This window comes from Pseudobacteriovorax antillogorgiicola (genome assembly GCF_900177345.1).
In the GTDB taxonomy this organism is placed as follows: domain Bacteria; phylum Bdellovibrionota_B; class Oligoflexia; order Oligoflexales; family Oligoflexaceae; genus Pseudobacteriovorax; species Pseudobacteriovorax antillogorgiicola.
Genome location: NZ_FWZT01000001.1, coordinates 60,687 through 87,360, shown reverse-complemented (window position 1 = coordinate 87,360; position 26,674 = coordinate 60,687). Strand labels below are relative to the sequence as shown.

Below are 26,674 nucleotides of genomic sequence, written 5' to 3'. Positions count from 1 at the left end.
TTATGACGCAGTTCACTCCCATTGGAATTGGCGCCACCGAAGGAGGTGAATTGCTTCTGCAAGATGAACTCAGTGATGGTCAGTGGCGAGCTCTAAAAGTCGGCACGGACACAGTGCTGCTTCATAATGAAGGCATCGCAGACCAGATTAGCTCTGCTTCAGGGCGATGTGGTACAGATGTTTTAGTCAGCCTTATGTATGGTTTGGTTCATCGGCGCTTCACAGGTATTTTTAGTATTAAAGTCGATGACAATCACAAGTCCCTATACTTTCAAAACGGCGAATTGGTGTTTGCGCGATCCGATCTGATGGACGATCGGCTGGGCGAAGTTATCTATCGGGGTGGGCGTATCACGATCGATCAGATGACAAATGCTGCAGTTGAAGTCACAAGAGAGCGTAAATTTGGTAAGGTGCTGCTTGAAAGTAAGGAATATAACAGTGCCGATCTTTGGGACTTCTTGAAGCTTCAGATTAAAGAGATATTCCAGTCGGTTTTCTTGACCTCTCATGTGGTTTACGAAATTAGAGCTGATAGTAGTCAGCCCCCCGTTTCGATTATCCTTGAGGAAAGTACAAAAACTCTCATTGAGCAGTGCGCTAGCTTTAGCCAAATGTTTCGTGGGTTTCGGAGCCGCGTCGGAGCCAGGTCTAGGCTAATTGTGAGGGAAGAGGATCGTGACCACAAACACGAAGAGGGAACACATCTCTACGATATGCTGTTGCTGATTCGAGAAAATCCAACAGTCGCAAACCTATTGGCAAAATCGAAACTAACCGAAAGCAACACCTATCTCAATCTATTTCATCTGGTGGTGGAGAGATATATCGAGGTTGAAGAACTGGATGAAAATAGCCAGGTGTTTATCGCCAGCGACCACCAGCAGCGTGAGCTTAAAGGCTATATCGATGCTTATCACATTGTCCTGAGGACGTCTGTGAAAGCCTTTGGTGATGCTAAGGTGACGTTTCCATACCTCGACCTGCAAAGCTTTGTCAGGCGGCTCTATCAGGATCGGAACACCCCCATATACTTGAAAAGCGATGGTAGTATAGCCGTTGAGAGTGTAAGACACCTCTACGAAAAGGGGCGTGACAGCGCCACACAGCAGCAGTCCATCGCATGGGCTCTGCAAGGCCTGATTCAATTTGTCCTGCAAATCACTGGTGACTTGCTGCCGAAGAACGGATGGGCAGTCAAAAAATCTATTCAAGAAATGTTAATATGAAAAAACAAAATTTTAGAAGAAAAAACAAACCTTCAACAAAACCCGAGGGCTTGTATGTTGAAAGTTGGTCTGCTCTTCAAGAATATCTCCAGTATCAAGAACAGAGAATCAAAAAAATTGAGTGCCCTGACCGAGACATGAATCGATTAGGGAAGCTACTTGAAGGCCGTAGCTTACCGTGTCCTATCGAGCAAGGTGCCGAGTCTCTAAAAGTTTTTGTTCAAGAAGACTTCCGTGATGAATTCAGGCTTGAAGAGAAGCTTCCAGACCAACTTTCGCCCGTGGTTCTTGCCTTGGATCACATCACGGATACGAGGAACCTGGGTGCGATTTTACGGTCAGCATCTTTCTTTGGTGTTTCCGATATTGTTGTTCCTCAAAAGCGTCAGGCTCCTATTGCCTTGGGTACGATGTCTACGTGCCAAGGGGCACTAGTCTTCACGGACGTCTACTCCGTGGTGAATCTGGTTCGGACCTTGAGAAAGCTAAAAGATCACGGTTACTGGATAGTTGGTACGGATATGGGAGGTGAGCCTATGGACCGATACTCCAGTAAATATGAAAAGGTTGTCTTGGTGATGGGGTCGGAGGATAAAGGTTTATCACGTCTCGTACGCAAGGCCTGTGATGTGATTGTATCTATTGAAGGTGCACCCAATCGCGTGGAGTCCTTGAACGTAGCGGTTGCCGCTGGAATTGTGCTGCAACAATTCAGTAAGTCATTATAAACCGTCTAAAAAATGTGTATTTTTCTTTTCCTTTATCCTTGACAGTTGGGAGAAGAACAGTGTAATTCACTCTAACACTTGAGGCGGCTGAAAACAGTTACTTAAGTGACTGCTGGCGTAGCTCAATTGGTAGAGCAGCTGACTTGTAATCAGCAGGTTGCGGGTTCAAGTCCCATCGCCAGCTCCATATTTTTCAGCTTGTTTTTGGTGCTCTATGGAGGGGTGCCCGAGTGGCTAAAGGGGGCGGACTGTAAATCCGTTGGCTCAGCCTACGATGGTTCGAATCCATCTCCCTCCACCATTTTTGTTACCGGTGTTCGTTTTGGATATGCGGGAGTAGCTCAGCTGGCTAGAGCATTAGCCTTCCAAGCTAAGGGTCGCGGGTTCGAATCCCGTTTCCCGCTCCATACGTCTGCTTGTAATTTAGCCCAGGTGGCTCAGGGGTAGAGCACGTCCTTGGTAAGGACGAGGTCACGGGTTCAAATCCCGTTCTGGGCTCCATCTTACCTGTGGCTCTTTTAAATCAAGATTTTCATTTTTAATAATTCGATGTATTATCGTGCATCTTACGGTTTTACTATATAGAACAGTATCATAGGAATCGCTTTCTGCCGATAGCGGGAGGAATAAAATGGCAAAAGAAAAATTTGAACGAGGAAAACCACACGTTAACGTTGGTACTATTGGCCACGTCGACCACGGTAAAACAACTCTAACTGCAGCAATCACAAAGGTCATGAGTCTTGCTTACGGTGGCGAACTGAAAGCGTTTGATGAGATCGATAATGCTCCGGAAGAGAAGGCTCGCGGTATCACTATCGCGACATCTCACGTAGAGTACGAATCTGAAAACCGTCACTACGCTCACGTTGACTGTCCAGGTCACGCTGACTATGTGAAGAACATGATCACTGGTGCTGCTCAGATGGACGGTGCGATCTTGGTTTGTAGCGCGGCTGATGGCCCCATGCCTCAGACTCGTGAGCACATTCTACTTGCTCGTCAGGTAGGTGTTCCAAAGATCGTAGTATTCCTTAATAAGTGCGACATGGTCGACGACGAAGAGCTTCTAGAGCTCGTCGAAATGGAAGTTCGTGAGCTTCTAAGTCAGTACCAGTTCCCAGGAGATGACACTCCGATTGTTAAGGGTTCTGCTCTAAAAGCTCTTGAAGCTGGCAGCGCTGATGATGAGTGGGCTAAAAAGGTTGTTGAGCTTATCGCAGAATGTGATGAGTACATCCCAGTTCCTGATCGTCCAGTTGACAAGCCTTTCTTGATGCCGATCGAAGATGTTTTCTCCATCTCTGGTCGTGGTACAGTTGTTACTGGTCGTATCGAGCGCGGTATTGTTAAGGTTGGTGAAGAGATCGAAATCGTTGGTATTAAAGAAACAACGAAGACGACCTGTACTGGCGTAGAAATGTTCCGTAAGCTTCTAGACGAAGGTCAAGCGGGTGACAACGTTGGTATCCTTCTTCGTGGTACTAAGCGTGAAGAGGTTGTACGTGGTCAGGTTCTTTCTAAGCCTGGCTCCATTACGCCGCACAAGAAGTTCAAGGCTTCTGTCTATATCTTGACTAAAGAAGAAGGTGGACGTCACACTCCATTCTTCAAGGGTTACCGTCCTCAGTTCTACTTCAGAACTACTGACGTAACTGGCAACATCATCCTTCCTGCTGATGTAGAGATGGTTATGCCTGGTGACAACATTGATGTTGAAGTTGAACTTATCCAGCCAATTGCGATGGATAAAGAGCTTCGCTTCGCGATCCGCGAAGGTGGACGTACTGTTGGTGCCGGTGTTGTTGCTGAGATCACTGACTAATTAGAGTGAGGAAGCGTTTTCGCTTCCTTTTCTATAGGCGAGTAGCTCCAATTGGTAGAGCGGCGGATTCCAAATCCGCATGTTGGGGGTTCGAGTCCCTCCTCGCCTGCTTTTTTGTGTTTAATTTTTTACTAGTTACAGTGTTGCTTCTCGGGTTGAAGAGCTGGAGGAAGTTTTTATGAAAAAAGATGATGCATTCTATCTTCGCCTGGCTTACGTTATTTTTGCAGGCTTGGTAGCGTTTACTAGTTACAAAGCTCTGGAAACCATTGGCGTGCAGACCGGTTTTTCCGAGAAGTTCGATGAGTTATTCCAGCCAGCGTCCCTCATAGTTGCTCTTCTTATTGGTGCAGGTACGTCGCTTTTCTTGTCTCGTGACAAGGAAAGGCATGAGTATTTCCTAGCTTCCGTCGGGGAGTTGCGAAAGGTTACTTGGCCGAGCTTTCCTGACACGAGGCGTATGACGATCGTCGTTTGCGTGGTCGTGGGTATATTCGCTGCCATCCTTGCTGCATTTGACCTGATTTGGGCTGAACTTCTTGGTATTATATTAACCTAAGATAGAAGTCCATTGAGATCACCGAGGTTTTAGTGGCCTGCATGGTCTAATTTTATTTTAAAGGCAAGATATATGAGCGGCGAATTCAAGTGGTATGTCGTCCATACCTATTCAGGCTATGAAGAGCGAGCAAAGCAATCCCTTTTAGAACTCGCAAAGAACGAAGGATGCGAAGAGCAGTTCGGAGAGGTTTTTATCCCGCAGACGGTGAGTGAGACCGTCACCAAGTCGGGTAAGAAAAAGGCTGTGTCGAAGACATCTTTCCCGGGTTACATCCTAGTCCAGATGGATCTTACCGATCTCACCATGCATATCGTCAAAAGCACCCCTAAAATTACCGGCTTTGTTGGGAATACAAAACGACCTAGGCCTTTGCCAGATCACGAGGTGCTTCAGATCACTTCCGAAGAAGCTCGTGAGCAAGCGAAAGAAGTTATTCCAGACGTGCAGTTTGCAAAAGGCGAGGCGGTCAAGGTTATGGAAGGGCCGTTTAGTAACTTCGACGGCGTCATCGATGAGGTTAAGCCTGATAAAGCGAAAGTCAGGGTATTAGTTAGTATTTTTGGGCGAGAAACCCCAGTGGAACTCGAGTTCGGACAAGTTGAGAAGATTTAGATATCTTGGACTCGGGAAATTCCTTGACGACTGTGGAAAAATAACGTAAATCCCGTTTTCCAAGTCAGATAGTTGGCGTAAGCCAGTTTCGATGAAATAGGAGCAATAAAGTGGCAAAGAAAGTTGTCGGATTTATCAAATTGCAGATTCCGGCAGGAAAAGCGAACCCTGCTCCACCCATTGGTCCAGCTTTGGGTCAACGCGGTGTGAATATCATGGCGTTCTGCAAAGACTTTAATGCTAAAACTCAAAAGCAGGCTGGATCTGTTCTGCCTACCGTGATAACTGTATACGCGGATAAGTCTTTTAGTTTTATCACTAAGAGTCCCCCTGCTTCAGATCTTTTAAAGAAAGCTGCTCAGTTGCAGAAGGGTTCACAAACTCCTGGAACTAGTGTTGCTGGATCTGTGACGATGGATCAGGTTAAAGAAATCGCGAAAACAAAGATGAATGATCTTAATGCTTACGACGAAGATGCGGCAGCGCGAATCATTTTAGGTTCAGCTCGTAGCATGGGTCTCGAAGTAAAGTAATAAGGTTCGGATTACATAGTAGGAGAGCGTAAGCTCGATAGCACTACGGAGAATATTATGGCAAAACGCGGAAAAAAGTATCGCGAAGCCGTCGGGAAGATTGATCGTGAGCACGATTATGAACTCGTTGAGGCTTGCAAATTAGTGAAAGAGACATCCTACTCTAAGATGGATGCTTCGGTTGACCTTGCAGTTAACCTCGGTGTGGACCCTCGTCACGCCGACCAAAACATTCGTGGGGCGACTCCTCTTCCCCATGGTCTCGGAAAAAAAGTAAGAATCGTAGTGTTCGCTAAAGGTGAAAAAGCTGCCGAAGCTTCTGAACTCAACGTTGATTTCGTTGGTGCGGATGACCTAGCGAAGAAGATCACAGATGGCTGGTTGGACTTTGACCATGTTATCGCAACCCCTGATATGATGGGTGTTGTCGGTCGTCTCGGTAAGCTTCTTGGCCCTCGAGGCTTGATGCCGAACCCCAAACTTGGAACGGTTACCTTCGACGTTGCTAAGGCTGTTAGCGAGCTACGAGCTGGTCGAGCAGAATACCGAGTTGACAAGGCTGGTATCGTTCACACATCTATAGGTCGTGTGGGATTCACGGAGCAGCAACTATCCGAAAACATAAAAACTGTTCTCGATGCCTTGCTGAAGGCGAAGCCTTCTACAGCTAAGGGTACTTACATGAAGAAGGTAAGTCTATCGGCAACAATGGGGCCTGGTGTTCGAATCGATCCAGCTCCCTTTAGAAATTAAGGGAGGAGTTAAGTTATGGACCGTCAGGGAAAAGAACAACTCAAAAATGATCTCGCTGAGAAATTCAGCAAGTCTAGTGCTGTTATCGTAGCGGAGTACCGCGGAATGACAGTTGAAGAAGTGACTGACCTAAGAGTCAAGCTTCGCGAAGTAAGTGCTGAATTTAAGGTCATTAAGAATCGAATCGCTAAAAAAGCGATCGAAGCTGAAGTGACAGATATGAAAGACCTTTCAGACAAGCTAGTTGGGCCCATTGGGATCGTCTGCGCCTATGGTGACTCGGCTCAAGCAACAAAGACCGTGCTGGAATTTGCGAAGGGAAATCCCAATCTCAAAGTTACCGCTGGTCACATGGAAGGCTCAGTAGTCAATACTGATGAGCTAAAGGCAATCGCAGATCTACCAAGCAAAGAGGTGCTTTTGGGCCAGATTGTCGGCTCTCTCGTGGCTCCTCACCGTGGCTTGCTAGGTGTGCTTAATGGTGTCAGCCGCAATCTTGTACAGGTTATCAACGCTATCAAAGATAAGAAGTCTTAAGCCGTCACTGTAGCCAAAAAAGATTTTGGAGTAGTGACGAGCGATTTTGGGAGGAAATAAAATTATGTCAAACGTGACTAAAGAACAAGTTGTTGAGTTTTTAGAGAATCTAACTCTTTTAGAGGCTGCTGATCTTGTAAAAGAATTAGAAGACAAATTCGGTGTGAGCGCTGCTGCTCCAGTTGCTATGATGGCTGGTGGACCAGCTGCTGGCGCTGCTGCTGAAGAAGAGAAGGATGAATTCTCTGTAGTTCTAGCTGACCACGGTGCTAAGAAGATCAACGTGATTAAAGAAATCCGTGCGATCACTGGCCTAGGTCTTAAAGAAGCTAAGGATCTTGTAGAAGGTGCTCCAAAGGAAATCAAAGCTGGTGTTCCTAAGGACGAAGCTAACAAGATCAAAGAAGCTCTTGAAAAAGCTGGCGCTAAAGTCGAACTTAAGTAAGACTCAACGCGGAAAGATTGCTGATTTGGGCTACGTTAATGTGGCCCATTTCTATCTTTCCGCTTTTTTGTTGTCAAGTTTCGATATATCCTATTGATTCTGGAATAGAATATTTAATAAGTTTGCATTAAGAGCTCATCATAGAATTTGAGACTGTGGTTTTTCCACGAAAATTGGGAAGCAGCGGCAGGGGATACAGGGCCTCTGTCTTTGTTTAATTGGGATTCCGTCGATAGGAGTGCTACATGACCTCCCTCGCTTCTAGTTTTACTCGTCCGCGTAAGAAGTTTGAAAAGATTCCGGCAGCAATTGATATACCTTACCTGATCGAATTGCAAAAGAGCAGTTACAATTCTTTTTTACAGGCTGAGGTTTTGCCGAATGATCGGAAAAACGTAGGCTTACAATCTGTCTTCAACTCCGTTTTCCCCATTTCTCACTTCGCTGAGACGGCTTCTGTCGAGTTTGTTAGCTACTCGTTCGAGGAGCCCAAATATACCGTCGATGAGTGTCGACAGCGAGGCATGAGCTTTGCGGCTCCACTCAAAGTGGTCATCCGGCTTGTCGTCTGGGACATCGACAAAGATACTTCCGTAAAAAGTATTCGCGATGTCAAAGAGCAGGAAGTTTACTTTGGTGAAATCCCACTCATGACCGAAGATGGTACCTTTATCATCAACGGTACCGAGCGAGTTGTTGTTTCCCAGCTACACCGTTCGTCAGGTGTATTCTTCGACCACGATAAGGGGCGCAACTCAACGTCTGGTAAGTTGCTTTACACAGCCCGCGTTATTCCTTATCGCGGAAGTTGGTTAGATTTCGAGTTTGATACGAAAGATATCCTATACCTTAGAATCGATCGCCGCCGCAAAATGTATGCGACCATTCTGCTCAAGGCTCTTGGCTATACCGAGCAGGAACTTCTTGATTATTTCTACAAGAAGGAATGGATTCGTATTAAAGAAGGTAAGCTTGAGAAGCGCCTTAACTACGAGATTCTTCGCGGCCAGCGAGCCCTTAGTGACCTCATCGATCCGTCATCTGGTAAGGTCCTTGTAAAACGGGGCCGGCGAATCTCGGTTGGTGCAATTCGTCAAATGGAACAGGCTGGAATTGAGTACGTCGCAATGGAGCAGGAGGAGCTAGTCGGCAAGTTTGTAGCCGAGCCGATCCTCGATAAGTCCGGCGAAGAAATCGTTCCGGTCAATGGTGAGCTTGACATGGAGGCCTTGACTGAAATCGTTAAGGCGGGAGTTTCTGAGTTTTCGGTACTCTTTATTGATAATGTCAATGCTGATGCATCGTTCCGTAATACACTTGTCGGTGATAAAGTTGATACCAAGGACGAGGCGATTCTCGAAATTTACAAGAGAATGCGCCCTGGTGATCCCCCTACGATCGAGCCCGCAACGGCACTATTCGATAACCTGTTTTTCAACCCAGATCGCTACGATCTCAGTGCTGTTGGGCGTATGAAGCTCAATGAAAAGCTGGGGCTTGATCTTCCAGTTGAGACTCGTACTCTAACTAAAGAAGATATTCTAAAAACAGTTGAGTACCTCCTGGCTCTTAAAAATGACAAGGGTCAGATTGATGATATTGACAACCTTAGTAATCGTCGAGTCAGAGCGGTTGGTGAGCTTTTAGAAAACCAGTATCGGATCGGCCTCTTAAGAATTGAGCGCGCTATCCGCGAGCGTCTACAGTTGGGTGATGTAGAAACCTTACTTCCCCATGACTTTGTCAACAATAAGCCAGCGTCTGCAGTGGTGAAGGAATTCTTTGGTAGTTCCCAGCTAAGCCAGTTTATGGATCAGACAAATCCACTTTCTGAGGTGACTCACAAGCGTCGTTTGTCAGCCCTTGGTCCGGGTGGTTTGAGTCGTGAACGTGCTGGTTTCGAAGTTCGAGACGTTCATCCCACTCACTATGGCCGAATTTGTCCGATTGAGACCCCGGAAGGTCCAAACATTGGCTTGATTTCGTCTTTAGCTAGTTATGCGAAGGTAAACGAGTACGGCTTCATCGAAACTCCGTTCCGCACCTTGGCTGATGGTGGAGAAGAGGTTAAATACTACTCCGCTGCCGAAGAGCATACGGATCACGTCATTGCCCAGGCTTCTATTATCCAAAGTAACGAAGATCTGGTTTATGCGAGACGTTCTGGTGAAAGTGAGATCGTACGTGCAGACGAAGCGGATTTGATGGATGTTTCGACATCTCAGCTTGTTTCTGTCGCAGCGAACTTGATTCCCTTCCTTCAAAATGACGATGCAAACCGAGCCCTTATGGGATCGAACATGCAGCGCCAAGCCGTGCCTCTACTAAAAACTCGTGCTCCACTTGTGGGGACGGGAATGGAGAGAATTGTAGCCCGAGATTCTGGAGCAACGATCGTCGCTAAGCGGGACGGTGTCGTTGTTGCAGTTGATGCGGAGCGGATCGTCGTCAAGTCTGAAGATACAAGCGAGTCTCTCACCGAGGTAGGTGCAGAGGTTGATATCTACAAACTTGAGAAAAACAAGCGTTCAAACGTTGACACCTGTATCAACCAGAAGTCTATCGTTCATAAGGGCGAGAAGGTTAAGAAAGGTGACATCATCGGTGATGGTTTCGCCACGGAAATGGGTGAACTAGCACTTGGTCAAAATGTGGTAGTGGCATTCATGCCTTGGAGTGGTTACAACTTCGAGGATTCTATCCTCATTTCTGAACGGGTAGTTAAAGAAGACCTATATACAAGTATCCATATTCAGGAATTTGAATGTATCTCCCGTGATACCAAGCTAGGTCAGGAGGAAATTACTTCTGATATTCCTAATGTCGGTGAAGATGCGCTCAAAAACCTGGATGACGCCGGTATCATCAGAATTGGTGCAGACGTAAGACCAAATGATCTTCTCGTCGGTAAAATTACACCTAAAGGTGAGACTCAGCTGACTCCGGAAGAAAAGCTTCTCAGGGCGATCTTCGGTGAGAAGGCCGGTGACGTCAGAGATACCTCTTTGAGGGTTCCTCCTGGTGTTGTTGGTACCGTTATCGGTGCTAAAATCTACTCTCGGGAAGGTGCGATCAAGGATAGCCGTAGCCAGCAAATTGAAGACACTGAAATTGCAAAGCTGCGTAAAGACGAGAATGACCGCATCGCGATTATTAAAGAGTCAGCAGCTGGTAAGATCGCTCGCATTACGTCAGGCGAATCTTTAGCAGGTGATATCCGTGGTCGTGATGGTGAAGTGATCGCCCCATCGGGGACCTTGCTCGACACTGAGTTCCTGACGAACCTTGACTACGTTTACTGGGAAAGTGTTTCTGTTAACGACGCCGAGAAGAGCAGCTTGCTACTGAAGGTCGTTGAAAACCTCCGTGAAAAGATCAATTTGATCCGTTTCATGACAGAGGAGCAGATCAAAAAGGTTCGTAAAGGTGACGAGCTGCCTCCTGGTGTGATCAAAATGGTTAAAATCTATGTCGCCATCAAGCGTAAGCTTCAGGTTGGTGATAAGATGGCTGGGCGTCACGGGAACAAGGGTGTTGTGTCGCGAATTCTTCCAGAGGAAGACATGCCATTCCTAACAGATGGTCGCCCTGTTGATATCGTGTTGAACCCACTTGGTGTTCCGTCACGTATGAACGTGGGACAGATTCTAGAAACTCACCTTGGGTGGGCCGCGAAGGGCGTTGGTGAGCGATTGAACACCATGCTTGAAGAAAGCTTCCCAAGAAAAGAGATCGAGGATCTCGCCTGTAATATCTGGAAAGATGATAAAGAGATCGAAGAGTTCGTCCGCAACTGTACGGATGATCAGCTGAAGATTTTCGTGAAGAAGTATCGGGAAGGCGTACACCTTGCGAACCCAGTGTTCGACGGGGCAGTAGAAGACGATATTGAGCGATATCTTGAGCTTGCAGGTCTTGATAAAGATGGTCAAAGCGACTTGTATGACGGACGAACCGGCAACAAGTTCGACAATAGAGTTACTGTTGGTGTGATGTACGTACTCAAGCTACATCACTTGGTGGATGAGAAGATACATGCAAGGTCAATTGGCCCCTATTCACTTGTTACGCAGCAGCCTCTGGGTGGTAAGGCTCAGTTCGGTGGTCAGCGTCTCGGGGAGATGGAGGTCTGGGCTATGGAAGCGTACGGAGCTGCCAATACTCTACAAGAGTTCTTGACAGTGAAGTCCGATGACGTTCTCGGACGGACGCGGATGTACGAGTCCATTGTAAAAGGTCAGAATATGATGATGCCGGGGCTACCCGAAAGCTTCAACGTTCTGGTCAAGGAGCTTCAGAGTCTTGGTCTCGATGTAAACTTGATTCGAGATAACGAAGAAGTCGGATTGGATGGGTTTGCATAGTTAGCCACCTGCTCATTAACCTGAGCAGTAACCTTTGACCTCATGGAGGTATTGAGTTTTGAACGATCTAGTTAATTTTTTCGATAAGCCAACTGATCCCCTAAGTTTTAGTGCGATCAAAATTTCTTTGGCGTCGCCTGAGAAAATCAGAAGTTGGTCGTTCGGTGAGGTTAAGAAGCCAGAAACCATCAACTACAGGACTTTCAAGCCTGAGCGTGATGGCCTTTTCTGCGCTAAAATATTCGGTCCCGTGCGGGACTACGAGTGTATTTGCGGCAAGTATAAGCGCATGAAGCACCGCGGTATTGTTTGTGACAAGTGTGGTGTCGAAGTTATTTCATCTAAGGTTCGGCGTGAGCGATTAGGTCACATCAACCTTGCGGTCCCAGTGGCCCATATCTGGTTCTTGAAGTCGCTACCATCGCGTATCGGCTCGATTCTTGATATCGCTTTGAAGGATGTCGAGCGCATTCTTTATAGTGAGTCCTATGTTGTTCTTGATCCAGGGAACGAGGAGCTAACCGGCCTTACTGTCGGTCAGGTGATTGGTGAGGAAGAGTACGATGCCCTTCTCCAAGAACATGGTAATGGCGCTTTCCGTGTGGGCGTTGGTGCAGAGGCGATTCAAGAGCTTCTTGGTGGTCTTAGAATCGAAGACTTGGCAGATGACTTAAGAAAAGCCCTTGTAGATGCGACATCTGAAGCAGCCCGTAAGAAGCTTCAAAAGCGACTCAAGGTTGTGGAAGCTTTCAATAACACGGACGCAAAGCCAGAATGGATGATGCTTTCTGTAATTCCCGTTCTGCCACCCGATCTAAGGCCTCTCGTGCCGTTGGACGGTGGTCGTTTTGCGACATCAGACCTTAACGATCTTTACCGTCGCGTTATCAATCGTAACAACCGTTTGCTGCGCTTGATTGAACTTAATGCTCCGGAAATCATTATCCGCAACGAAAAGCGTATGCTTCAAGAAGCTGTAGATGCGCTCTTCGATAACGGTCGACGTGGCAAGGTTTTCACTGGTCCAAATAAGCGTGCGTTAAGATCCCTTTCTGATATGTTGAAAGGAAAGCAAGGCCGTTTCCGTCAAAACCTTCTTGGGAAACGTGTCGATTACTCCGGTCGATCGGTGATTGTTGTAGGCCCACAGCTAAAGCTACACCAGTGTGGTCTGCCTAAGAAGATGGCTATCGAGCTATTTAAGCCATTTATTTATAATAAGCTAGAAGAGCATGGTATCGTTTCCACGATCAAGTCTGCGAAGAAGCTTGTGGAAAAAGAACGTCCCGAAGTTTGGGATATTCTGGAAGAAGTTACCAAAGAGCACCCTGTGTTGCTCAACCGTGCTCCGACTCTTCACCGTCTAGGTATTCAGGCGTTCGAGCCAGTATTGATTGAAGGTAAGGCGATTCAGCTTCACCCGCTTGTTTGTTTTGCTTTCAATGCTGACTTTGACGGTGACCAGATGGCTGTGCACGTGCCATTGTCTGTGGAAGCGCAGATGGAAGCACGAGTACTCATGATGTCAACCAACAACATCTTGAGTCCTGCGTCTGGTTCACCCGTAATTGTTCCTACGCAGGATATCGTTCTTGGCATCTACTACATGACGAAGGAAGATGTAGAAGCACGTGGTGCTGGTAAGATCTTTGCCACTGTGGAAGAAGTTCGAGCTGCTTACGATCACGACGGTGTGGATCTACAGGCGCCGATTCAGGTGCGCGTGAATGGTGTTCGTACAGAGACTACTGTCGGCCGTGTGCTTCTGTCAGAGATTCTACCTGAGGAACTACCGTTTTCTGTGATTAACAGAATGATGGGTAAGAAAGAGCTAGCTGCTCTTGTCGATGAAACGTTCCGGGTCGCAGGGCCGAAAAAGACGGTTCTCCTAGCTGATGCCTTACGTGCTACGGGTTATCGTTACTCAACGAAAGCCGGATTATCCATCTCCATCGGTGACATGGTTGTTCCTGAGGGCAAGCAGGCCCTTTTGGATGCCGCCTACGATGAAGTGAAAAAGATTAAAGAGCAATATTCTGAAGGTCTTTTGACTGAAGGTGAGCGTTATAACAAGGTTGTCGATATCTGGGCGAAAGTTACGGAAAACATCGCAGAAGAAATGTTTAGTAACATAGCGAAGGATAGCAAGACCAACCATAAAGGTGTCGATATTGAAGTCCCGAGTGATAACTCGATCTTCATGATGGCCGACTCTGGTGCTCGGGGTTCCGCGCAGCAGATTCGTCAGCTGGCTGGTATGCGAGGCCTCATGGCTAAGCCGTCCGGTGAGATTATCGAAACACCCATTACGGCTAACTTCCGCGAGGGACTGTCCGTACTTGAATACTTTACTTCGACTCACGGTGCTCGTAAGGGTCTTGCGGATACGGCGTTGAAAACTGCGAGTTCTGGTTACTTGACTCGCCGTCTGGTGGATGTTGCTCAAGATGCTACTATCTCAGAGCTAGACTGTGGCACTGGGTCCGGCATTCAGATGACAGCATTGCGCGAAGGTAGTGAGGTTAAGCAGACAGTTGGTGACCGAACTCTTGGTCGAACTCTCCAAGAAGACGTGGTTAACCATGATACCAACGAGCTGATCGCATCTAAGGGTGACGTTGTCACTGAAGAGATCGCAGCTAAAATGGATGACTGTGGCGTTGAGATTGTTAACATCCGCTCTGTTCTTACCTGCCAGACTCGCAAGGGTATCTGTGCTCGTTGCTACGGTCGAGACTTGGCAACAGGTCACTTGATCAATGTCGGTGAGGCGATTGGTGTGATTGCAGCCCAGTCCATCGGTGAGCCGGGAACGCAGTTGACGATGCGTACCTTCCACTTTGGTGGTACTGTGACGCATAAAGTAGAGAAGAACACGTTAGAAACCAACTTCTCTGGTATCGTCAAATTTGAGCGAATTAAGCAGGTTACGAACCGTGATGGCCAGACTGTAGTCTTGAGTCGGAACGGTGAGATCAAGATCGTCGACAAAGATACAGATCAAGTCCGGGATACTTACCCGATTACTTACGGCTCTGTCCTTGTCGTGAAAGAAGATCAGCTGGTGGAAGCTGGTGACTCTCTTGCAGAGTGGGACCCGTTTGCTATGTCGATATTGGCAGAGGTGAAGGGTGCGATCAAGTACTTCGACATGAAGGAAGGTCAGTCCATAGAAGAGAGAACTGACGAAGCTACATTCCTAACAAGGAAAGTGATCATCGAAACTCGCGGAACCGACCTAAAGCCGGCTCTTGAGATTGTTGATGGCACTGGCAGCACCGTTGTCCTTGATGGTAAGCGCGAGGCTCGTTACTCGCTACCAGTTGGTGCGACGGTGTTCATAGATAATGGCAAAGAGGTTGAGCCTGGAGATATCCTGGCAAAGATTCCTCGTGAAACTGCCAAAACTAAGGATATTACAGGTGGTCTACCACGGGTTGCCGAGTTGTTTGAGGCGAGAAAACCCAAGGATATTGCCATCATGTCTGATCGAGATGGTGCTGTGACATTCGGTGCTGACTCCAAGGGCAAGCGGAAGGTAATCATTGTTGGTGACGACAATGAAACCACAGAGTATTTGATTCCCAAAGGACGCCATGTAATCGTGACTGAAGGCGACTACATCAGGAAAGGTGAAGCCATTGTTGATGGTTCGCCTAGCCCGCACGATATCCTGGCGATTATGGGACACCTTGCTCTGGCTCGCTTCCTTGTTGACGAAGTCCAGGACGTTTATCGATTGCAGGGTGTGAAGATTAATGACAAGCACATTGAAGTGATAGTTCGCCAGATGTGCCGCCGCGTTAAGATTCTTAGCCCAGGTGATACGCGCTTCCTACCAGGGGAGCAAGTGGAACGCTTTGAGGTCGATGATTCTAATGTTCAGATTAAGGCGTCAGGGGGCCAAGAGGCAACCTACGAACCTCTTCTTCTGGGTATTACCAAAGCATCCTTGTCGACAGATAGTTTCATCTCAGCGGCATCCTTCCAGGAGACGACTAAGGTTCTCACGGAAGCTGCTATCAACTCCAAGGTGGACCATCTTCGCGGCCTCAAAGAGAACGTCATTATGGGACGATTGATTCCAGCAGGTACAGGCTCTATGCACTACCGTCATTTGGAATCAAGACTTCGTGATGCCGGTCCTAGTAAGCCGAACCCAGAAGTTGCTGAGGCGACAAACGGATAAGATTACTGGATAAATTTTGGTTTTGGGCTTCTCCTGTAGGAGGGCCCTTGATTTTTGTCTTAAGGTACAATTTTGACCTTGCTTTCTTTCGAAGAGCTTGGTAGTCATACACCCCTCTCGATAGGTGTTGTAGTAAGGATTTTGAAGTATGCCAACAATCAATCAGATTATCGCCCAAGGGCGAACAATACAGAAAAACAGAACTAAGGCTCCAGCACTTAAAAGCTGCCCTCAAAGACGCGGTGTTTGCGTTCGAGTTTATACAACAACTCCCAAGAAGCCTAACTCTGCACTCCGTAAGGTAGCTAGGGTTCGATTAACAAACGGTATCGAAGTGACTTCCTACATTGGTGGTGAAGGACACAACCTTCAGGAGCATAGTGTTGTTCTTGTTCGCGGTGGTAAAGTGAAAGACCTTCCGGGTGTTCGTTACCACATCGTTCGTGGCTCTCTAGATACTTCTGGAGTTGCGAATCGTCGTCAGGGCCGTAGTAAGTACGGTGCGAAGAAGCCTAAGGCCTAAATAAACAGAATTTTCATTGGAGATAGACGATGGCCCGTCGCCATGTAGCACAAAAGAGAAAGGTTCTTCCAGATCCTAAGTATAAAGAAGAACTTGTAACCAAATTCATGAACTGCATGATGAAACACGGTAAGAAGTCAGCTGCTGAGAAAGCATTCTACGGCGCGATGGAAGAGATCGAAGGCCAAGGCCTTGAGCCGATCGAAACCTTCAAGAATGCAGTCGAAAACTCAAAGCCTCTTCTTGAAGTGAAATCTCGTCGTGTTGGTGGTTCCAACTACCAGGTTCCTATCGAAATCCGCCCTGAACGACGCCAAGCACTAGCAATCCGCTGGTTGATCGACTTTGCTCGTAAGCGTGGTGGTAAAAGTATGAAAGAGCGCTTGGCAGCAGAGTTTGTAGACGCTGCAAACAAGCGTGGCGCAACCATCAAGAAGCGTGAAGACGTTCACAAGATGGCTGAAGCTAACAAGGCGTTCGCTCACTACCGCTGGTAATCGTTTAGAGTCAAAAAGACCGTCTTGGTACTTGTTTAACTATGAAGGCGCCGACGGTTTTTTAGGCAATGCCGGGCGCATTCGTTCCCTAAGGGAGATGTCCCGGCCATGGCTAAATCCACAGATCTCACCCTCGTTCGCAATATCGGTATCATGGCTCACATCGATGCTGGTAAGACCACAACTACTGAGCGAATTCTTTTTTACACCGGAAAAATTCATAAGATCGGCGAAGTGCATGAAGGCACGGCTACCATGGATTGGATGGCGCAAGAGCAAGAGCGCGGTATAACCATTACATCGGCTGCAACGACGTGCTTTTGGAATGAACACTGTATTAATATCATCGATACCCCAGGGCACGTAGACTTCACCGTGGAAGTGGAGCGTTCTCTTCGAGTTCTTGATGGTGCCATCGCTGTATTCGATGGAGTTGCAGGAGTCGAACCCCAATCAGAGACTGTATGGCGTCAAGCGGATAAGTATAAGGTTCCAAGGCTTGCTTTTGTCAATAAACTCGATCGAGTCGGTGCAGTATTTGAGAACACCTTAGAGTCAATGAAGGAGCGCTTGGCAGCCAATCCTGTAGCATTTCAAATTCCTATTGGTTCTGAAGATGCGTTTGTGGGTATGGTCGATTTGATCACCATGAAAGCCTATGTCTGGGAGTCCGACGAGACTGGGGCGGCCTTCAATGTGGTTGAAGTCCCCGAAGAGGTTCAGGACGATGCCGAGCTTGCACGGGAACAGCTTGTGGAGCTTGTTGCTGAACAAGATGATGGTCTGATGGAGAAGTTTCTAGAAGGCGAAGAAATTTCTGAAGATGAGCTAAAAAGAGCAGCGCGGCAAGCCACCATTGATATGAAAATCGTACCTGTTTTCTGTGGTTCAGCGTTTAAAAATAAGGGCATCCAGCCACTTCTTAACGCGATCAACGATTATTTACCGTCGCCGCTAGATCTGCCTGCTGTGAAAGGCTACTCCGCAGATGAAGAAGAAGCTAGTCTCACCCGTAAGAGAACCGAAGACGAGCCGCTGTCTATGCTGGCTTTCAAGATCCAGAATGATCCATATGTCGGTCATTTGGCCTATGCTCGCCTCTATTCAGGGGTTCTTAAAGCCGGCGAAACTGTGTTGAACACAAGGCTTGGTAAGCGGGAGCGCGTGTCCAAAATCCTTATGATGGAAGCAAACCAAAGAACAGAAGTCAATCAGGTGGGTGCGGGACATATTGTAGCACTTGCGGGACTGAAAATGGTGGCCACAGGGGATACCTTGTGTGACGCTAAGCACCCCATTAGGCTTGAAAGCCTAGATGTCCCCGAGACCGTTATCTCTATTGCCATAGAGCCAAAGAGTACAGCAGATTCTGATAAGATGCTGAAGGCTCTGGACAGACTTGAAAAAGAAGACCCTACTTTTAAGGTTAAGTATGACTCTGAAACAGGGCAAACACTGATCAGCGGTATGGGTGAGCTTCACCTGGATATCATTACCGATCGGCTCCTACGGGAGTTTCGGGTGGCAGCAAACGTCGGCCAACCACAAGTTAGCTATCGTGAAACCATCTCGAAGCAAGTTTCTAAAAGTAAGGTATTCGAACGAGAAACCGAGAAACTTCGCCAGTATGCAGGTGTGGGGATTTCTGTAGAGCCTGCTGAGAAGGGGCAAGGATTCGTATTTGAGAATAAGCTTGGTAAAGCAGATGGCTTCACGGACGAGTTCTTGCGGGCCACTCAGGCGGGTCTTGAGGAGTCCATGCAGGTCGGGGTACTGGCTGGATTTCCAGTGATCGATGTGAAAGTCACTTTGAAAGATGTCAAGGTCGATCGAGAAGTCTCTGATGCGTCAGCATTTAAAATTGTCTCGTCTCAAGCGTTGCGGGAAGCTCTTCAGGATGCACAGGCGATGCTACTTGAACCGGTGATGGATCTTGAAATTCTTGTTCCAGAAGAGTCTCTTTCGAATGTTATGACCGATCTTAATTCAAGACGTGCTCGGGTCAACAACGTTGGAATGAAAGGTCATCTACAGAAGGTCGATGCTATTGCTCCGCTTTCTGAGATGTTCGGTTATACAACAGGTTTGCGCTCCATATCCCAGGGGCGCGCGACATACTCCATGACTTTCTCATCCTATGAGCAAGTACCGAATGCTGTCTTCGACCGGGTGACCAAGGGAATCTATTGATAAAATAATCTTGACAGGAAGTGTTGGAATGGATAAATAACACTTCCTCATCGGGGTTGTAGCTCAGTTGGTTAGAGCGCTACGTTGACATCGTAGAGGTCCCCAGTTCGAATCTGGGCAACCCCACCATCTCCCATCAGAATAATGAATCCGCGAAATCGCTTGATTGAAACTCTCGAAGATCAGAGGCTTGCTCCCCTACCCCAATATAGCGAATAGGAAGCTTGAATTTATTGGTGACCCCAATGACAACGCCGCCTTTGGCAGTGCCGTCCAGCTTTGTCACAACTATGCCTGACAGTGGTGCAACCTGGCTAAACGCTTCCACTTGTTGGAACGCGTTTTGCCCAGTGGTAGCATCGACAACAATCCAAGTTTCATGAGGAGCTTCTGGTAGATCCTTACCGATAACACGCCTTATTTTTGCCAGTTCGTCCATAAGTTCGGCTTTGTTATGGAGTCTGCCCGCGGTGTCGATCAGTAGGACGTCTGACTTCCGTGCCTTAGCTGCTTTTACTCCGTCATAAGCTACTGATGCAGGGTCCGCACCCTGTTGATGCTTGATCACATCGCAACCTAAACGGTCACCCCAAACTTGGAGCTGGTCAATGGCGGCGGCGCGATAGGTGTCTGCTGCACAAAGCAAAACATTTTTGTCTTGGGCGAGAAAGTGAGCGGCTAGCTTTCCAATACTCGTCGTTTTGCCGACTCCGTTTACGCCAACTACAAGAATCACAAAAGGCCCTTCTTGAGGTTGGTTCAGGTTCCGTTCGCTATCGGCAAACATTCCAGCGACCCGAGCCTTAAGGCTCATCCTTACTTCATCCCAAGTGGGGCTCTGTTCACGGCCAGAGAACTCACCTTTGATATGATCCACTAAGGTATCAGCAGTGTCGATGCCAAGGTCAGCTCGAAACAGTCTCTCATGTAGCTCTTCAAGGAGATCGTCATCAAGTTTTTGCTGGTTGAAAAGGCCTGCAATCCCATCGACCAGGGATCCTCGGGTCTTGGCCAATCCGCCTTTTAGCTTACTGAGCCAAGATGCGTGATCAAGCTCCTTGATTGCTTTGACATCTTGAGGCTGCGTGTCTTGAGGGGTTTCAGCCTCTTGTGAAGGCGAAGCTGGCTTGATGGTTTCCGCTTCGGGGCTAGTCTTGTTAGGAGCGGGAGCGGTAGAAGTAGTCTTCTTCGGGCGAAATATGAAATAAAGGGCTAAAAAGAGCAGGATGCTGGCCCCTACGAGAACTGGGATGAGTATCCGAGGGTCTTGATTTGGTGTATTCTGAATGAGCAGTTCCCAAAGCTTCTGCGGGGGAGTCATATTCTCCATGAATTCCTCTTTAAATGGTATTTTGATAAATGCGACAGGAGCGTGCCAGGTCTACCCTTATATCCCAAGCATCCTGCAAATTAAAGGTATTATACAATGTCACAGAAGGCCCTAGCTGCTGCTTTATTCTTATTGTTATCAATGGCTTATAGTAGTTTCTCCTATGCTGAGCGGGAGGACTTAGAGGACTCTCCAGATTTAAAGGACCTTATCCAGCAGAAATTTGAGGATATTAAGCAGTTTCGGTCGAGACTTCACCGGTGGGAAAGGTCGATTCGAGGCTTTCGCCGGGACCACAATTTTAGTTTGGGCATTGGAGCGTTTTCAGGAGCTTGGGAGGGCACCATTCCGAGGGAAAACGTCAACGACAGCCAGCAAGAAATTCTTTCATTTCTTTATGATACCGATCGATACATCGTCCGAGGAAGCTATAGCTTTCATTTGGATTTAGGGAGTCGGTTTGGCTACTTCATAGGAACCGGTTTCGGTGTGTCGGTATCCGAGTCAGCCAAGCAGCAATCCTTTGAAGAGCCGGGAATCTACGAGCTACCAGGGATAAACCTTGGTCTTGTTTGGAATATCTCTCCCGCAGTGAGGCTGTCCCTAGCAGGAAGCTTACACTTGGTCAGGATTGATCGCTTCTACCACGAAACAGAAGAGGCTGTAACCACAGCTATAGGTGAGTCTCAGTCCATAGCTATCGATCTGTTCATAACTATATCATCTGGTATCCGTGTCGAGTACGAAAACTATGCAATGAAAGTTGATGGCGGAAATGATGTGCTTATCAAAAGGCATGGAAAAGGTGTCACCCTCAGTTGGGTTAGGCACTTAATATGAAGGTAAGAAATCCGGTAAACTTACGTTATAAAATAGAAAAAATCGGCTAGAAAATTTCGCTTATCCTTGCCCAGGGCGGCCCGAAGAGTTTCATAGAACTTGACACAAGCTAGAGACGTTCGTGTGTGGGAGGATGACGTGCGAATATCTCTACTTATTTTTCTAGTCTCAATCCAAATGGCCTGTGGTGTTGCCGAAGAGCGATATCACATAGACGAAGAAACAACTCCTGACTCAAATACCGACGATCAAGGTGGGGTTGCCTTTCATAGCTCCACAGGGTGGACCGGTTCCGTGACGTTCTTTGTGGAAGCCAATGCCCCTGATCAGATCGTGGAAGCGTCGGAAAATGCCGCTCAAACCTGGAACGACGCTGTCGGTTATAACGTTTTGAGCTTCGGCGGCATCGCCGAGTCAGACCGTGGCGAAGAGCTCTACACCAGTCTAGACGATACAATGACCGTAGTTTACTACGAGGAAAGCTGGCTTGATACCACCGGTAAGCCTTCCACCACACTAGCCACCACAGTCTGGGAAAACGCAGCAGGTTCTGACGAGATTGTGAAGGGTGATATTATTCTGAATGCCGAGATTTATGCATATCAAGATTCGACAGTAGTACCGGACGAAGACGATGAGGTGGAATCCACGAGTTATGTCGTCGATACTGAAACTGTTCTCCTCCACGAGTTTGGCCATCTCCTAGGGCTGGATCACGTAACTGTCGACGAAGATGAAAACTCAGTGATGCATCCAAAAACCTTCATTGGACTCTATATGCACTCTAGGGAACTAAGTGAAGGTGATGCCTTCAATATCCAAGAGCTTTACCCGCAGCCCTGAGCAAGAACACTCTTGATTTAATGGCTAGATCTCTCAAATATAGGAGGTCACCAATTTTCAAGGGACTTACCTCACATGTTTCTGAGAACGCTGGTTCTAATGGTTCTTGCCCTGACTGCAAGCAGCTGCCAAACGCTCGATCACCGTGTCATTGAAAAAAGCAAGAAGGATAGGCCAGAATGGCTTCGTAAGCCCTATGGCGGCCTAAGAAAAACGGCATCTAACGGGTTCGTGCTAGTCTATCAGAAAGCTGATGTTCAGGATCTCGCCCTCGGAATCGATCAAAGTCGCAGCCAAGCCTCAGCACATTTCATGAAAGAGCTGCTCGGTGACATGATCAAGAACCGCCAATCATATGTGTCGAAGAGTAAAAAAGATCAGATAGAAATAAGTCGAATTGGTATGAATGGGCTAGAGCAGGCTCTACAAGAAGCTGCTCTCATCAGAGATATCTATTTTGAAAAGATTCAAGCAGTGGGGCAGATCCAAGCCGAGGAGTCCTATCGAATCTATGTCTTATGTCGAATTTCAGCCAATGACTTAAAAAAAGCCCAAGAGCAGGTGGAAGCTCTTTGGAGGCAATCCTAGAAGCAAGCTGGTGTCTATTGGCCTTTAGGGGTCAGAATGCTTGAGTCAGTTCTTTAAAATAATTACCACATGTATTAGAGTACCGGCCTGGTCTATTTAACTAGTGCGTCTTAACGACTTACTTTTGTTGCTATGGGTTAGTGAGTCCTATGAATCAAACGAGCTTCGGTACAATGTTTATGAATCCCTCTTGGTGGGTCCGATCCTACGAGGTGGCTTCGTCGTCGAAAGCTCCGTTTCTGACTCCGCTTGAGTTGTCTTGTGACAGCGGTCTCACACCAGCGCTCAATGCAGTTGAACTCAGCGCGCTCAGCATCGTACTTTCGAATATACAGAAGCAATTGCTTGCTGGCCGGCGGACGATTCTACTCGATCCGGTTCAGCATAGAAAATTTGTTTCGTCTACCTCAAGATCGCGGATATTTTCCTTCGAACGTATTCTTCAAATTTTAACAGGTCTGCGTTTACTTAGTGGCAATAAGTCTGAAGGCTTTGATGTAATACCTCTATTTGATGGCGAGGCATGGCGGCGCAAGGGCTACTATAATGGGCTCGTGATCGAGCTTGGCCTTGCACCACTTGGAGCCGAGCTAGCGTTTGGTTTAGGTGAGCCGTACTCAGAACTGGAGCGACTTGTTTCTAAGAAACCACGAGCCCAACGGCACCTTGGGTCTCATGGGCCACTGGGATTGTGGCAGTCGATCTGGTTGGACTTGCAGGGATTGGAGCAAATTCTACTGCTGCGGGTTGAAAAAAGCATGCAATGGGAGAATCGTTGGCTCCGTCTCGATGGTGTATTTGGCAACAGCATTCCAGAACTGTTCAAAGACCTAGAGCTACCTAAGGCCCGTGGTAAGAGCAGTCAATGGTCTGCGCATCGCATTCGCCAGAGAGTTTTAGAGCGGCTTGGCCGTAAGTTGATGGAACACGGTCTTCTGAGCTTCGATCTTGATGACGAGTACCTTGCTTTAGGCCCTGATCAGGATGACTTTGCTCTCGTTTGGCAAGCTGGGCCAGAGTATCTAAATCAGATTGATGCTAGCAGCTATCAAAGCAAAGTTGGAGTCTACTTGAGGGACGCGATATTTGAGCAGAACCTACCCAACATTACGAGAGTCTTGCTAGGGCCCATTTTTAAAGCTGAACTCGCGGAAGAGCTTGGCAAGGTATGGCGCGAACTACAAGGTGTGAACGGGATGCAAGACTACCGTGGACTTATCCATGGGAACTTGCCTGTGATGCTGTCTTGCCTGTTTTTTGAGTGGGTCATCCGTCAATTACCTGGCCATGGTTTTCCAATCCCGGCATCCCATGCTGATCGGGACTATATCAAGCTTGCTGTGACTAGTGAATCCCAGTCAGTATCAGAGAGATTCGAGCAGTTTTGTAATCTTGTTCGTGAAGATGATAACTTTCTCAGAGACCTTGAAGATGTAAGTGGCCTCACGCTAGTGAGCCCTAAGACGCAGAGCACCAGCGAAGTCTATCGATATTTTGCTGAGCTACAAAGTTTAGGCCAGCCAACGATTCCAGTAGTGGAGCGAAAAACACCGACAGTTCAGCCACCAACGAGCAAGCCCGCTGAGCAACCAGTGCAGGATAGTGGGCCAGCGCGATACCCAAGTAATTTAAAGAAGGCAGCAACTGAAGAGCTGGCGAGGCTTAGAAAGCAGGTACCGGAAAAGTATGTGGCACTGAAGAACGCTTACATCAATACGCTCGATCCAGAGAAAAAGAAAATCATCGTTGAAGTTATGGACCGCCTCCAGCCTAAAACCTTCGATGATCACCTTAGAAACAGCCTGGTTAAGTACATGGTAGAAAATCCGGAGTCATGGTTGCCCACAGCTGCTAACCAGCAGCCTTAAGGTAACCTTCTAAGACCATGATGAGCTGTTCTTTTTGAACAGGCTTCACTAGAAAAGCATCGACACCAAGTTTCTTCGCCTCTGCAACAGACTCAGTACCACTTTCGGTAGTCAGCATGCAGATGGGAATTTGAGCGAGATTAGGCAGCTTCTTGATTTCTGACACCATCTCTAGCCCTGATAGCCAAGGCATGTTGATATCACTAAAAATTAGATTAATATCTGTATTTTCCTGAATTTTGGCCAAGCCGTCTTTGCCATCAACGGCCTCAATCACGTCACAGCCTTGCTCGACAAGGCAGTCGACAACAAGTTTGCGAGCAGTCATAGAATCGTCGACCACAAGGATTTTACCGTTCATGGTTGCTCCCAGTTTTTCCATCATTAGACTTATTGTACAGAATCCAAGCCAGGGGCTCCAGTTTTAATCAGTTGAGTTCTCGCAAAGACTTGGGGTCCAAAACATCTCGCAGAGCATCGCCGATAAAGTTGAGAGACATCACGAGCATGAAAATCGCGGCTCCGGGAATCAAAGTTAAATGGAGGCCTTGGCTCAGCTCGATCTCGCTACTTTGGCCAAGCAAGGCACCCCAGGTAAGGGTCGAGTCTTGGGCTCCGAGGCCAAGATAACTGAGTCCAGCCTCAACGATAATCACGCCTGATAGGGAGAACGTTCCATGAACGATCAGGGGAGTTAGTGTATGGGGTAGAATATGCTTGAGCATTAACCGTGTTGCTTGTGCACCAAAAGCTTGGCTGGCGAGCACAAATTCTCGTTCGCGAATGGAGAGTACTTGGCCGCGAACAAGCCTTGCAGCGCTCGTCCAACCGGTTGCAGAAATAGCAAAGATTACCGTATTTAAGCTGGGCCCTAGCAGTGCGGTCAGGCACATAGCAAGTAGGATGCCTGGGAAAGCCATAAATATATCAACGATTCTCATGAGAATGCCATCGATAGCCCCCCCGTAGTAGCCGCTCACCAGGCCAACTCCTACACCGACAAATACAGACAGGGCTACGGTTAAGAATCCCACGTAAAGCGAAGTTCTAGCCCCCCATAGCATGATGGTGAGTATATCAGCGCCATTGACATCACAGCCTAACCAATGATCCCCACTAGGAGCGCACAATCGATTGGTGAAATCGCCATCATCGATTTCGTAGGGGCTAATGTAGGGGGCCAGAAGTGCCATAACTAGAGTCAGAATCACGAAGGAAATGCCTAGCAAAAAACGAGGATTCCCAAACAGGATGCCCCAACGCTGCTTTTGAGGAGAAGGTTCCGACATAACCTACTTTCTTAGAGATATTCTAGGATCGACAAGGCCGTAAAGAATATCAGTTGCAAAGTTAACAAAAAGATAAGAGCTAGAGAAAATCAATACACAACCCTGGATGATGGGGTAGTCCCTTGTTTGAATGCCCTCCAAAAGTAGGCTGCCGACACCCGGCCAATCGAATATTTTTTCAGTGATTACAGCGCCAGTTAATAACACGCCAAATTGCAAACCAACAACGGTGACGAGAGGGAGTGAAGCATTGCGGAAGACATGGTTCACTAGGGTTTGCTTGTTGCTGCAACCTTTGGCCCTTGCGGTTCTTACAAAATCCTCTCCTAGAGTATCGAGTAATGAATTTCGAGTGATGCGACTCAAAGCCGCCGCCAGGGCGGTTCCCATAGTTAGGGAAGGTAGAATATAGCTGCTCCAATCGCTTTTCTCGGATACGGGGAGCCAGCCAAGCTCTACTGAAAAAAGCAAGACGAGCAAAGGTCCGAGCCAAAAGTTTGGCATTGCTACCCCGGCGATAGCAAAGCTCATGGCCGTTAGGTCTGTAAGGGTGCCTTTACGCATGGCACTGATGGTTCCAGCCGGTATAGCAATTAAGAGAGCGACTAGGAGCGAGCTGAGAGCTAGTTCAACTGTGGCTGGCAGTCGTTCAGTGATCATGTCAGCAACTGGCCTGCTATAGATGTGACTGGTGCCTAGATCACCCTGAAGCAGCTTCCCGATATAGCCACTAATCTGTTGTGGGATGGGTTGATCCAAGCCGAGTTTGGATCTGAGAGCATCTTTATCCTCTTGGGTCGCATAGTCACCAAGAATCGCGTCCACGGGATCACCGGGCACGAGGTGGGTCATCACGGAAATGATTATAACAACTCCGAGAGTGACCGGAATTAGGCTCAAGATTCGTTTTATTGAGTAGGCGAGCATAG

At 47.6% G+C, this 26,674-nt stretch carries 22 protein-coding genes and 6 tRNA genes; 24 read left to right on the top strand and 4 right to left on the bottom strand.

Features of this window, described 5'->3' with window-relative positions; translation table 11 throughout:
- Nucleotides 1-2 precede the first annotated feature (2 nt).
- From B9N89_RS00445 to B9N89_RS00350, 20 genes are all read left to right on the top strand, one after another.
- Nucleotides 3-1,229: a DUF4388 domain-containing protein gene (locus B9N89_RS00445; protein ID WP_132314774.1), complete on the top strand. Its 1,227-nt coding sequence runs from the start codon at nucleotides 3-5 to the stop codon at nucleotides 1,227-1,229.
- Nucleotides 1,226-1,957, top strand: coding sequence for a 23S rRNA (guanosine(2251)-2'-O)-methyltransferase RlmB (gene rlmB / locus B9N89_RS00440; protein ID WP_159455047.1), 732 nt, complete (start codon nucleotides 1,226-1,228; stop codon nucleotides 1,955-1,957). Before B9N89_RS00445 ends, rlmB begins: the two co-directional genes overlap by 4 nt.
- 111 nt (nucleotides 1,958-2,068) lie before the next feature.
- Nucleotides 2,069-2,144 (top strand) — tRNA-Thr (locus B9N89_RS00435).
- Between the two features lie 29 nt (nucleotides 2,145-2,173).
- A tRNA-Tyr gene (locus B9N89_RS00430) sits at nucleotides 2,174-2,258 on the top strand.
- A gap of 29 nt (nucleotides 2,259-2,287) precedes the next feature.
- A tRNA-Gly gene (locus B9N89_RS00425) sits at nucleotides 2,288-2,364 on the top strand.
- Between the two features lie 19 nt (nucleotides 2,365-2,383).
- Nucleotides 2,384-2,458: transfer RNA gene (locus B9N89_RS00420), tRNA-Thr, on the top strand.
- A gap of 130 nt (nucleotides 2,459-2,588) precedes the next feature.
- Nucleotides 2,589-3,782 (top strand): elongation factor Tu, encoded by a 1,194-nt coding sequence (tuf, locus tag B9N89_RS00415; protein WP_132314776.1) that lies wholly within the window; start codon nucleotides 2,589-2,591, stop codon nucleotides 3,780-3,782.
- A 35-nt stretch (nucleotides 3,783-3,817) separates the two neighbouring features.
- A tRNA-Trp gene (locus tag B9N89_RS00410) sits at nucleotides 3,818-3,891 on the top strand.
- 69 nt (nucleotides 3,892-3,960) lie between these two features.
- Nucleotides 3,961-4,341, top strand: a complete 381-nt coding sequence (gene secE, locus B9N89_RS00405) for a preprotein translocase subunit SecE (RefSeq protein WP_132314777.1) — start codon at nucleotides 3,961-3,963, stop codon at nucleotides 4,339-4,341.
- 72 nt (nucleotides 4,342-4,413) lie between these two features.
- Entirely contained in the window at nucleotides 4,414-4,956 is a 543-nt protein-coding gene (nusG, locus tag B9N89_RS00400) for a transcription termination/antitermination protein NusG (protein ID WP_132314778.1), read from the top strand.
- Nucleotides 4,957-5,066: 110 nt separating this feature from the next.
- Nucleotides 5,067-5,489: a 50S ribosomal protein L11 gene (gene rplK / locus B9N89_RS00395; protein ID WP_132314779.1), complete on the top strand. Its 423-nt coding sequence runs from the start codon at nucleotides 5,067-5,069 to the stop codon at nucleotides 5,487-5,489.
- Between the two features lie 57 nt (nucleotides 5,490-5,546).
- The gene (rplA, locus tag B9N89_RS00390) at nucleotides 5,547-6,242 is read left to right on the top strand and encodes a 50S ribosomal protein L1 (RefSeq protein WP_132314780.1); all 696 of its coding nucleotides are present in this window, start codon (nucleotides 5,547-5,549) and stop codon (nucleotides 6,240-6,242) included.
- A 15-nt stretch (nucleotides 6,243-6,257) separates the two neighbouring features.
- Nucleotides 6,258-6,779 (top strand): 50S ribosomal protein L10, encoded by a 522-nt coding sequence (gene rplJ, locus B9N89_RS00385; protein ID WP_132314781.1) that lies wholly within the window; start codon nucleotides 6,258-6,260, stop codon nucleotides 6,777-6,779.
- 64 nt (nucleotides 6,780-6,843) lie between these two features.
- Entirely contained in the window at nucleotides 6,844-7,224 is a 381-nt protein-coding gene (gene rplL / locus B9N89_RS00380; protein WP_132314782.1) for a 50S ribosomal protein L7/L12, read from the top strand.
- Nucleotides 7,225-7,469: 245 nt separating this feature from the next.
- Nucleotides 7,470-11,588 carry a DNA-directed RNA polymerase subunit beta gene (gene rpoB / locus B9N89_RS00375; protein WP_132314783.1) on the top strand — a complete coding sequence of 1,373 codons (4,119 nt, stop codon included), beginning with the start codon at nucleotides 7,470-7,472 and terminating at the stop codon, nucleotides 11,586-11,588.
- A 58-nt stretch (nucleotides 11,589-11,646) separates the two neighbouring features.
- Nucleotides 11,647-15,777 carry a DNA-directed RNA polymerase subunit beta' gene (gene rpoC / locus B9N89_RS00370; RefSeq protein ID WP_132314784.1) on the top strand — a complete coding sequence of 1,377 codons (4,131 nt, stop codon included), beginning with the start codon at nucleotides 11,647-11,649 and terminating at the stop codon, nucleotides 15,775-15,777.
- Between the two features lie 148 nt (nucleotides 15,778-15,925).
- Nucleotides 15,926-16,300 carry a 30S ribosomal protein S12 gene (gene rpsL, locus B9N89_RS00365; protein WP_132314785.1) on the top strand — a complete coding sequence of 125 codons (375 nt, stop codon included), beginning with the start codon at nucleotides 15,926-15,928 and terminating at the stop codon, nucleotides 16,298-16,300.
- A gap of 29 nt (nucleotides 16,301-16,329) precedes the next feature.
- A complete protein-coding gene (rpsG, locus tag B9N89_RS00360) occupies nucleotides 16,330-16,797 on the top strand; it encodes a 30S ribosomal protein S7 (protein ID WP_132314786.1) in 468 nt (155 codons plus the stop codon).
- Nucleotides 16,798-16,905: 108 nt separating this feature from the next.
- Nucleotides 16,906-18,987, top strand: coding sequence for an elongation factor G (fusA, locus tag B9N89_RS00355; RefSeq protein WP_132314787.1), 2,082 nt, complete (start codon nucleotides 16,906-16,908; stop codon nucleotides 18,985-18,987).
- A gap of 52 nt (nucleotides 18,988-19,039) precedes the next feature.
- Nucleotides 19,040-19,116, top strand: a tRNA-Val gene (locus B9N89_RS00350).
- A gap of 7 nt (nucleotides 19,117-19,123) precedes the next feature.
- Here the strand turns inward: B9N89_RS00350 and ftsY are convergent.
- Complete coding sequence (ftsY, locus tag B9N89_RS00345; RefSeq protein ID WP_200820641.1) at nucleotides 19,124-20,317, bottom strand: signal recognition particle-docking protein FtsY; 1,194 nt, start codon at nucleotides 20,315-20,317, stop codon at nucleotides 19,124-19,126.
- A 96-nt stretch (nucleotides 20,318-20,413) separates the two neighbouring features.
- On the opposite strand from ftsY, the gene B9N89_RS00340 reads away from it, so the two are divergent.
- The 4 genes from B9N89_RS00340 to B9N89_RS00325 all read left to right on the top strand — a co-directional run bounded on the left by B9N89_RS00340 (nucleotide 20,414) and on the right by B9N89_RS00325 (nucleotide 24,456).
- Entirely contained in the window at nucleotides 20,414-21,157 is a 744-nt protein-coding gene (locus B9N89_RS00340) for a hypothetical protein (RefSeq protein ID WP_132314788.1), read from the top strand.
- A 138-nt stretch (nucleotides 21,158-21,295) separates the two neighbouring features.
- Entirely contained in the window at nucleotides 21,296-22,000 is a 705-nt protein-coding gene (locus tag B9N89_RS00335) for a matrixin family metalloprotease (protein WP_132314789.1), read from the top strand.
- 75 nt (nucleotides 22,001-22,075) lie between these two features.
- Nucleotides 22,076-22,588: a hypothetical protein gene (locus B9N89_RS00330; RefSeq protein WP_132314790.1), complete on the top strand. Its 513-nt coding sequence runs from the start codon at nucleotides 22,076-22,078 to the stop codon at nucleotides 22,586-22,588.
- A gap of 149 nt (nucleotides 22,589-22,737) precedes the next feature.
- Entirely contained in the window at nucleotides 22,738-24,456 is a 1,719-nt protein-coding gene (locus B9N89_RS00325; RefSeq protein WP_143478086.1) for a hypothetical protein, read from the top strand.
- Here the strand turns inward: B9N89_RS00325 and B9N89_RS00320 are convergent.
- The 3 genes from B9N89_RS00320 to B9N89_RS00310 all read right to left on the bottom strand — a co-directional run bounded on the left by B9N89_RS00320 (nucleotide 24,440) and on the right by B9N89_RS00310 (nucleotide 26,672).
- Entirely contained in the window at nucleotides 24,440-24,817 is a 378-nt protein-coding gene (locus B9N89_RS00320; protein ID WP_132314792.1) for a response regulator, read from the bottom strand. The two genes, B9N89_RS00325 and B9N89_RS00320, sit on opposite strands and share 17 nt — an antisense overlap.
- 67 nt (nucleotides 24,818-24,884) lie before the next feature.
- Nucleotides 24,885-25,745, bottom strand: a complete 861-nt coding sequence (locus tag B9N89_RS00315) for an ABC transporter permease (protein WP_132314793.1) — start codon at nucleotides 25,743-25,745, stop codon at nucleotides 24,885-24,887.
- Between the two features lie 3 nt (nucleotides 25,746-25,748).
- Nucleotides 25,749-26,672, bottom strand: coding sequence for an ABC transporter permease (locus B9N89_RS00310; RefSeq protein WP_132314794.1), 924 nt, complete (start codon nucleotides 26,670-26,672; stop codon nucleotides 25,749-25,751).
- Between the last annotated feature and the right edge of the window lie 2 nt (nucleotides 26,673-26,674).

Bases quoted from the DNA above. Each gene is read 5' to 3' on its own strand.
- B9N89_RS00445 (WP_132314774.1), top strand. From the start codon at position 3: ATGACGCAGTTCACTCCCATTGGAATTGGCGCCACCGAAGGAGGTGAA.
- rlmB (WP_159455047.1), top strand. From the start codon at position 1,226: ATGAAAAAACAAAATTTTAGAAGAAAAAACAAACCTTCAACAAAACCC.
- tuf (WP_132314776.1), top strand. From the start codon at position 2,589: ATGGCAAAAGAAAAATTTGAACGAGGAAAACCACACGTTAACGTTGGT.
- secE (WP_132314777.1), top strand. From the start codon at position 3,961: ATGAAAAAAGATGATGCATTCTATCTTCGCCTGGCTTACGTTATTTTT.
- nusG (WP_132314778.1), top strand. From the start codon at position 4,414: ATGAGCGGCGAATTCAAGTGGTATGTCGTCCATACCTATTCAGGCTAT.
- rplA (WP_132314780.1), top strand. From the start codon at position 5,547: ATGGCAAAACGCGGAAAAAAGTATCGCGAAGCCGTCGGGAAGATTGAT.
- rplJ (WP_132314781.1), top strand. From the start codon at position 6,258: ATGGACCGTCAGGGAAAAGAACAACTCAAAAATGATCTCGCTGAGAAA.
- rplL (WP_132314782.1), top strand. From the start codon at position 6,844: ATGTCAAACGTGACTAAAGAACAAGTTGTTGAGTTTTTAGAGAATCTA.
- rpoB (WP_132314783.1), top strand. From the start codon at position 7,470: ATGACCTCCCTCGCTTCTAGTTTTACTCGTCCGCGTAAGAAGTTTGAA.
- rpsL (WP_132314785.1), top strand. From the start codon at position 15,926: ATGCCAACAATCAATCAGATTATCGCCCAAGGGCGAACAATACAGAAA.
- rpsG (WP_132314786.1), top strand. From the start codon at position 16,330: ATGGCCCGTCGCCATGTAGCACAAAAGAGAAAGGTTCTTCCAGATCCT.
- fusA (WP_132314787.1), top strand. From the start codon at position 16,906: ATGGCTAAATCCACAGATCTCACCCTCGTTCGCAATATCGGTATCATG.
- ftsY (WP_200820641.1), bottom strand. From the start codon at position 20,317: ATGGAGAATATGACTCCCCCGCAGAAGCTTTGGGAACTGCTCATTCAG.
- B9N89_RS00340 (WP_132314788.1), top strand. From the start codon at position 20,414: ATGTCACAGAAGGCCCTAGCTGCTGCTTTATTCTTATTGTTATCAATG.
- B9N89_RS00330 (WP_132314790.1), top strand. From the start codon at position 22,076: ATGTTTCTGAGAACGCTGGTTCTAATGGTTCTTGCCCTGACTGCAAGC.
- B9N89_RS00325 (WP_143478086.1), top strand. From the start codon at position 22,738: ATGAATCAAACGAGCTTCGGTACAATGTTTATGAATCCCTCTTGGTGG.
- B9N89_RS00320 (WP_132314792.1), bottom strand. From the start codon at position 24,817: ATGAACGGTAAAATCCTTGTGGTCGACGATTCTATGACTGCTCGCAAA.
- B9N89_RS00315 (WP_132314793.1), bottom strand. From the start codon at position 25,745: ATGTCGGAACCTTCTCCTCAAAAGCAGCGTTGGGGCATCCTGTTTGGG.
- B9N89_RS00310 (WP_132314794.1), bottom strand. From the start codon at position 26,672: ATGCTCGCCTACTCAATAAAACGAATCTTGAGCCTAATTCCGGTCACT.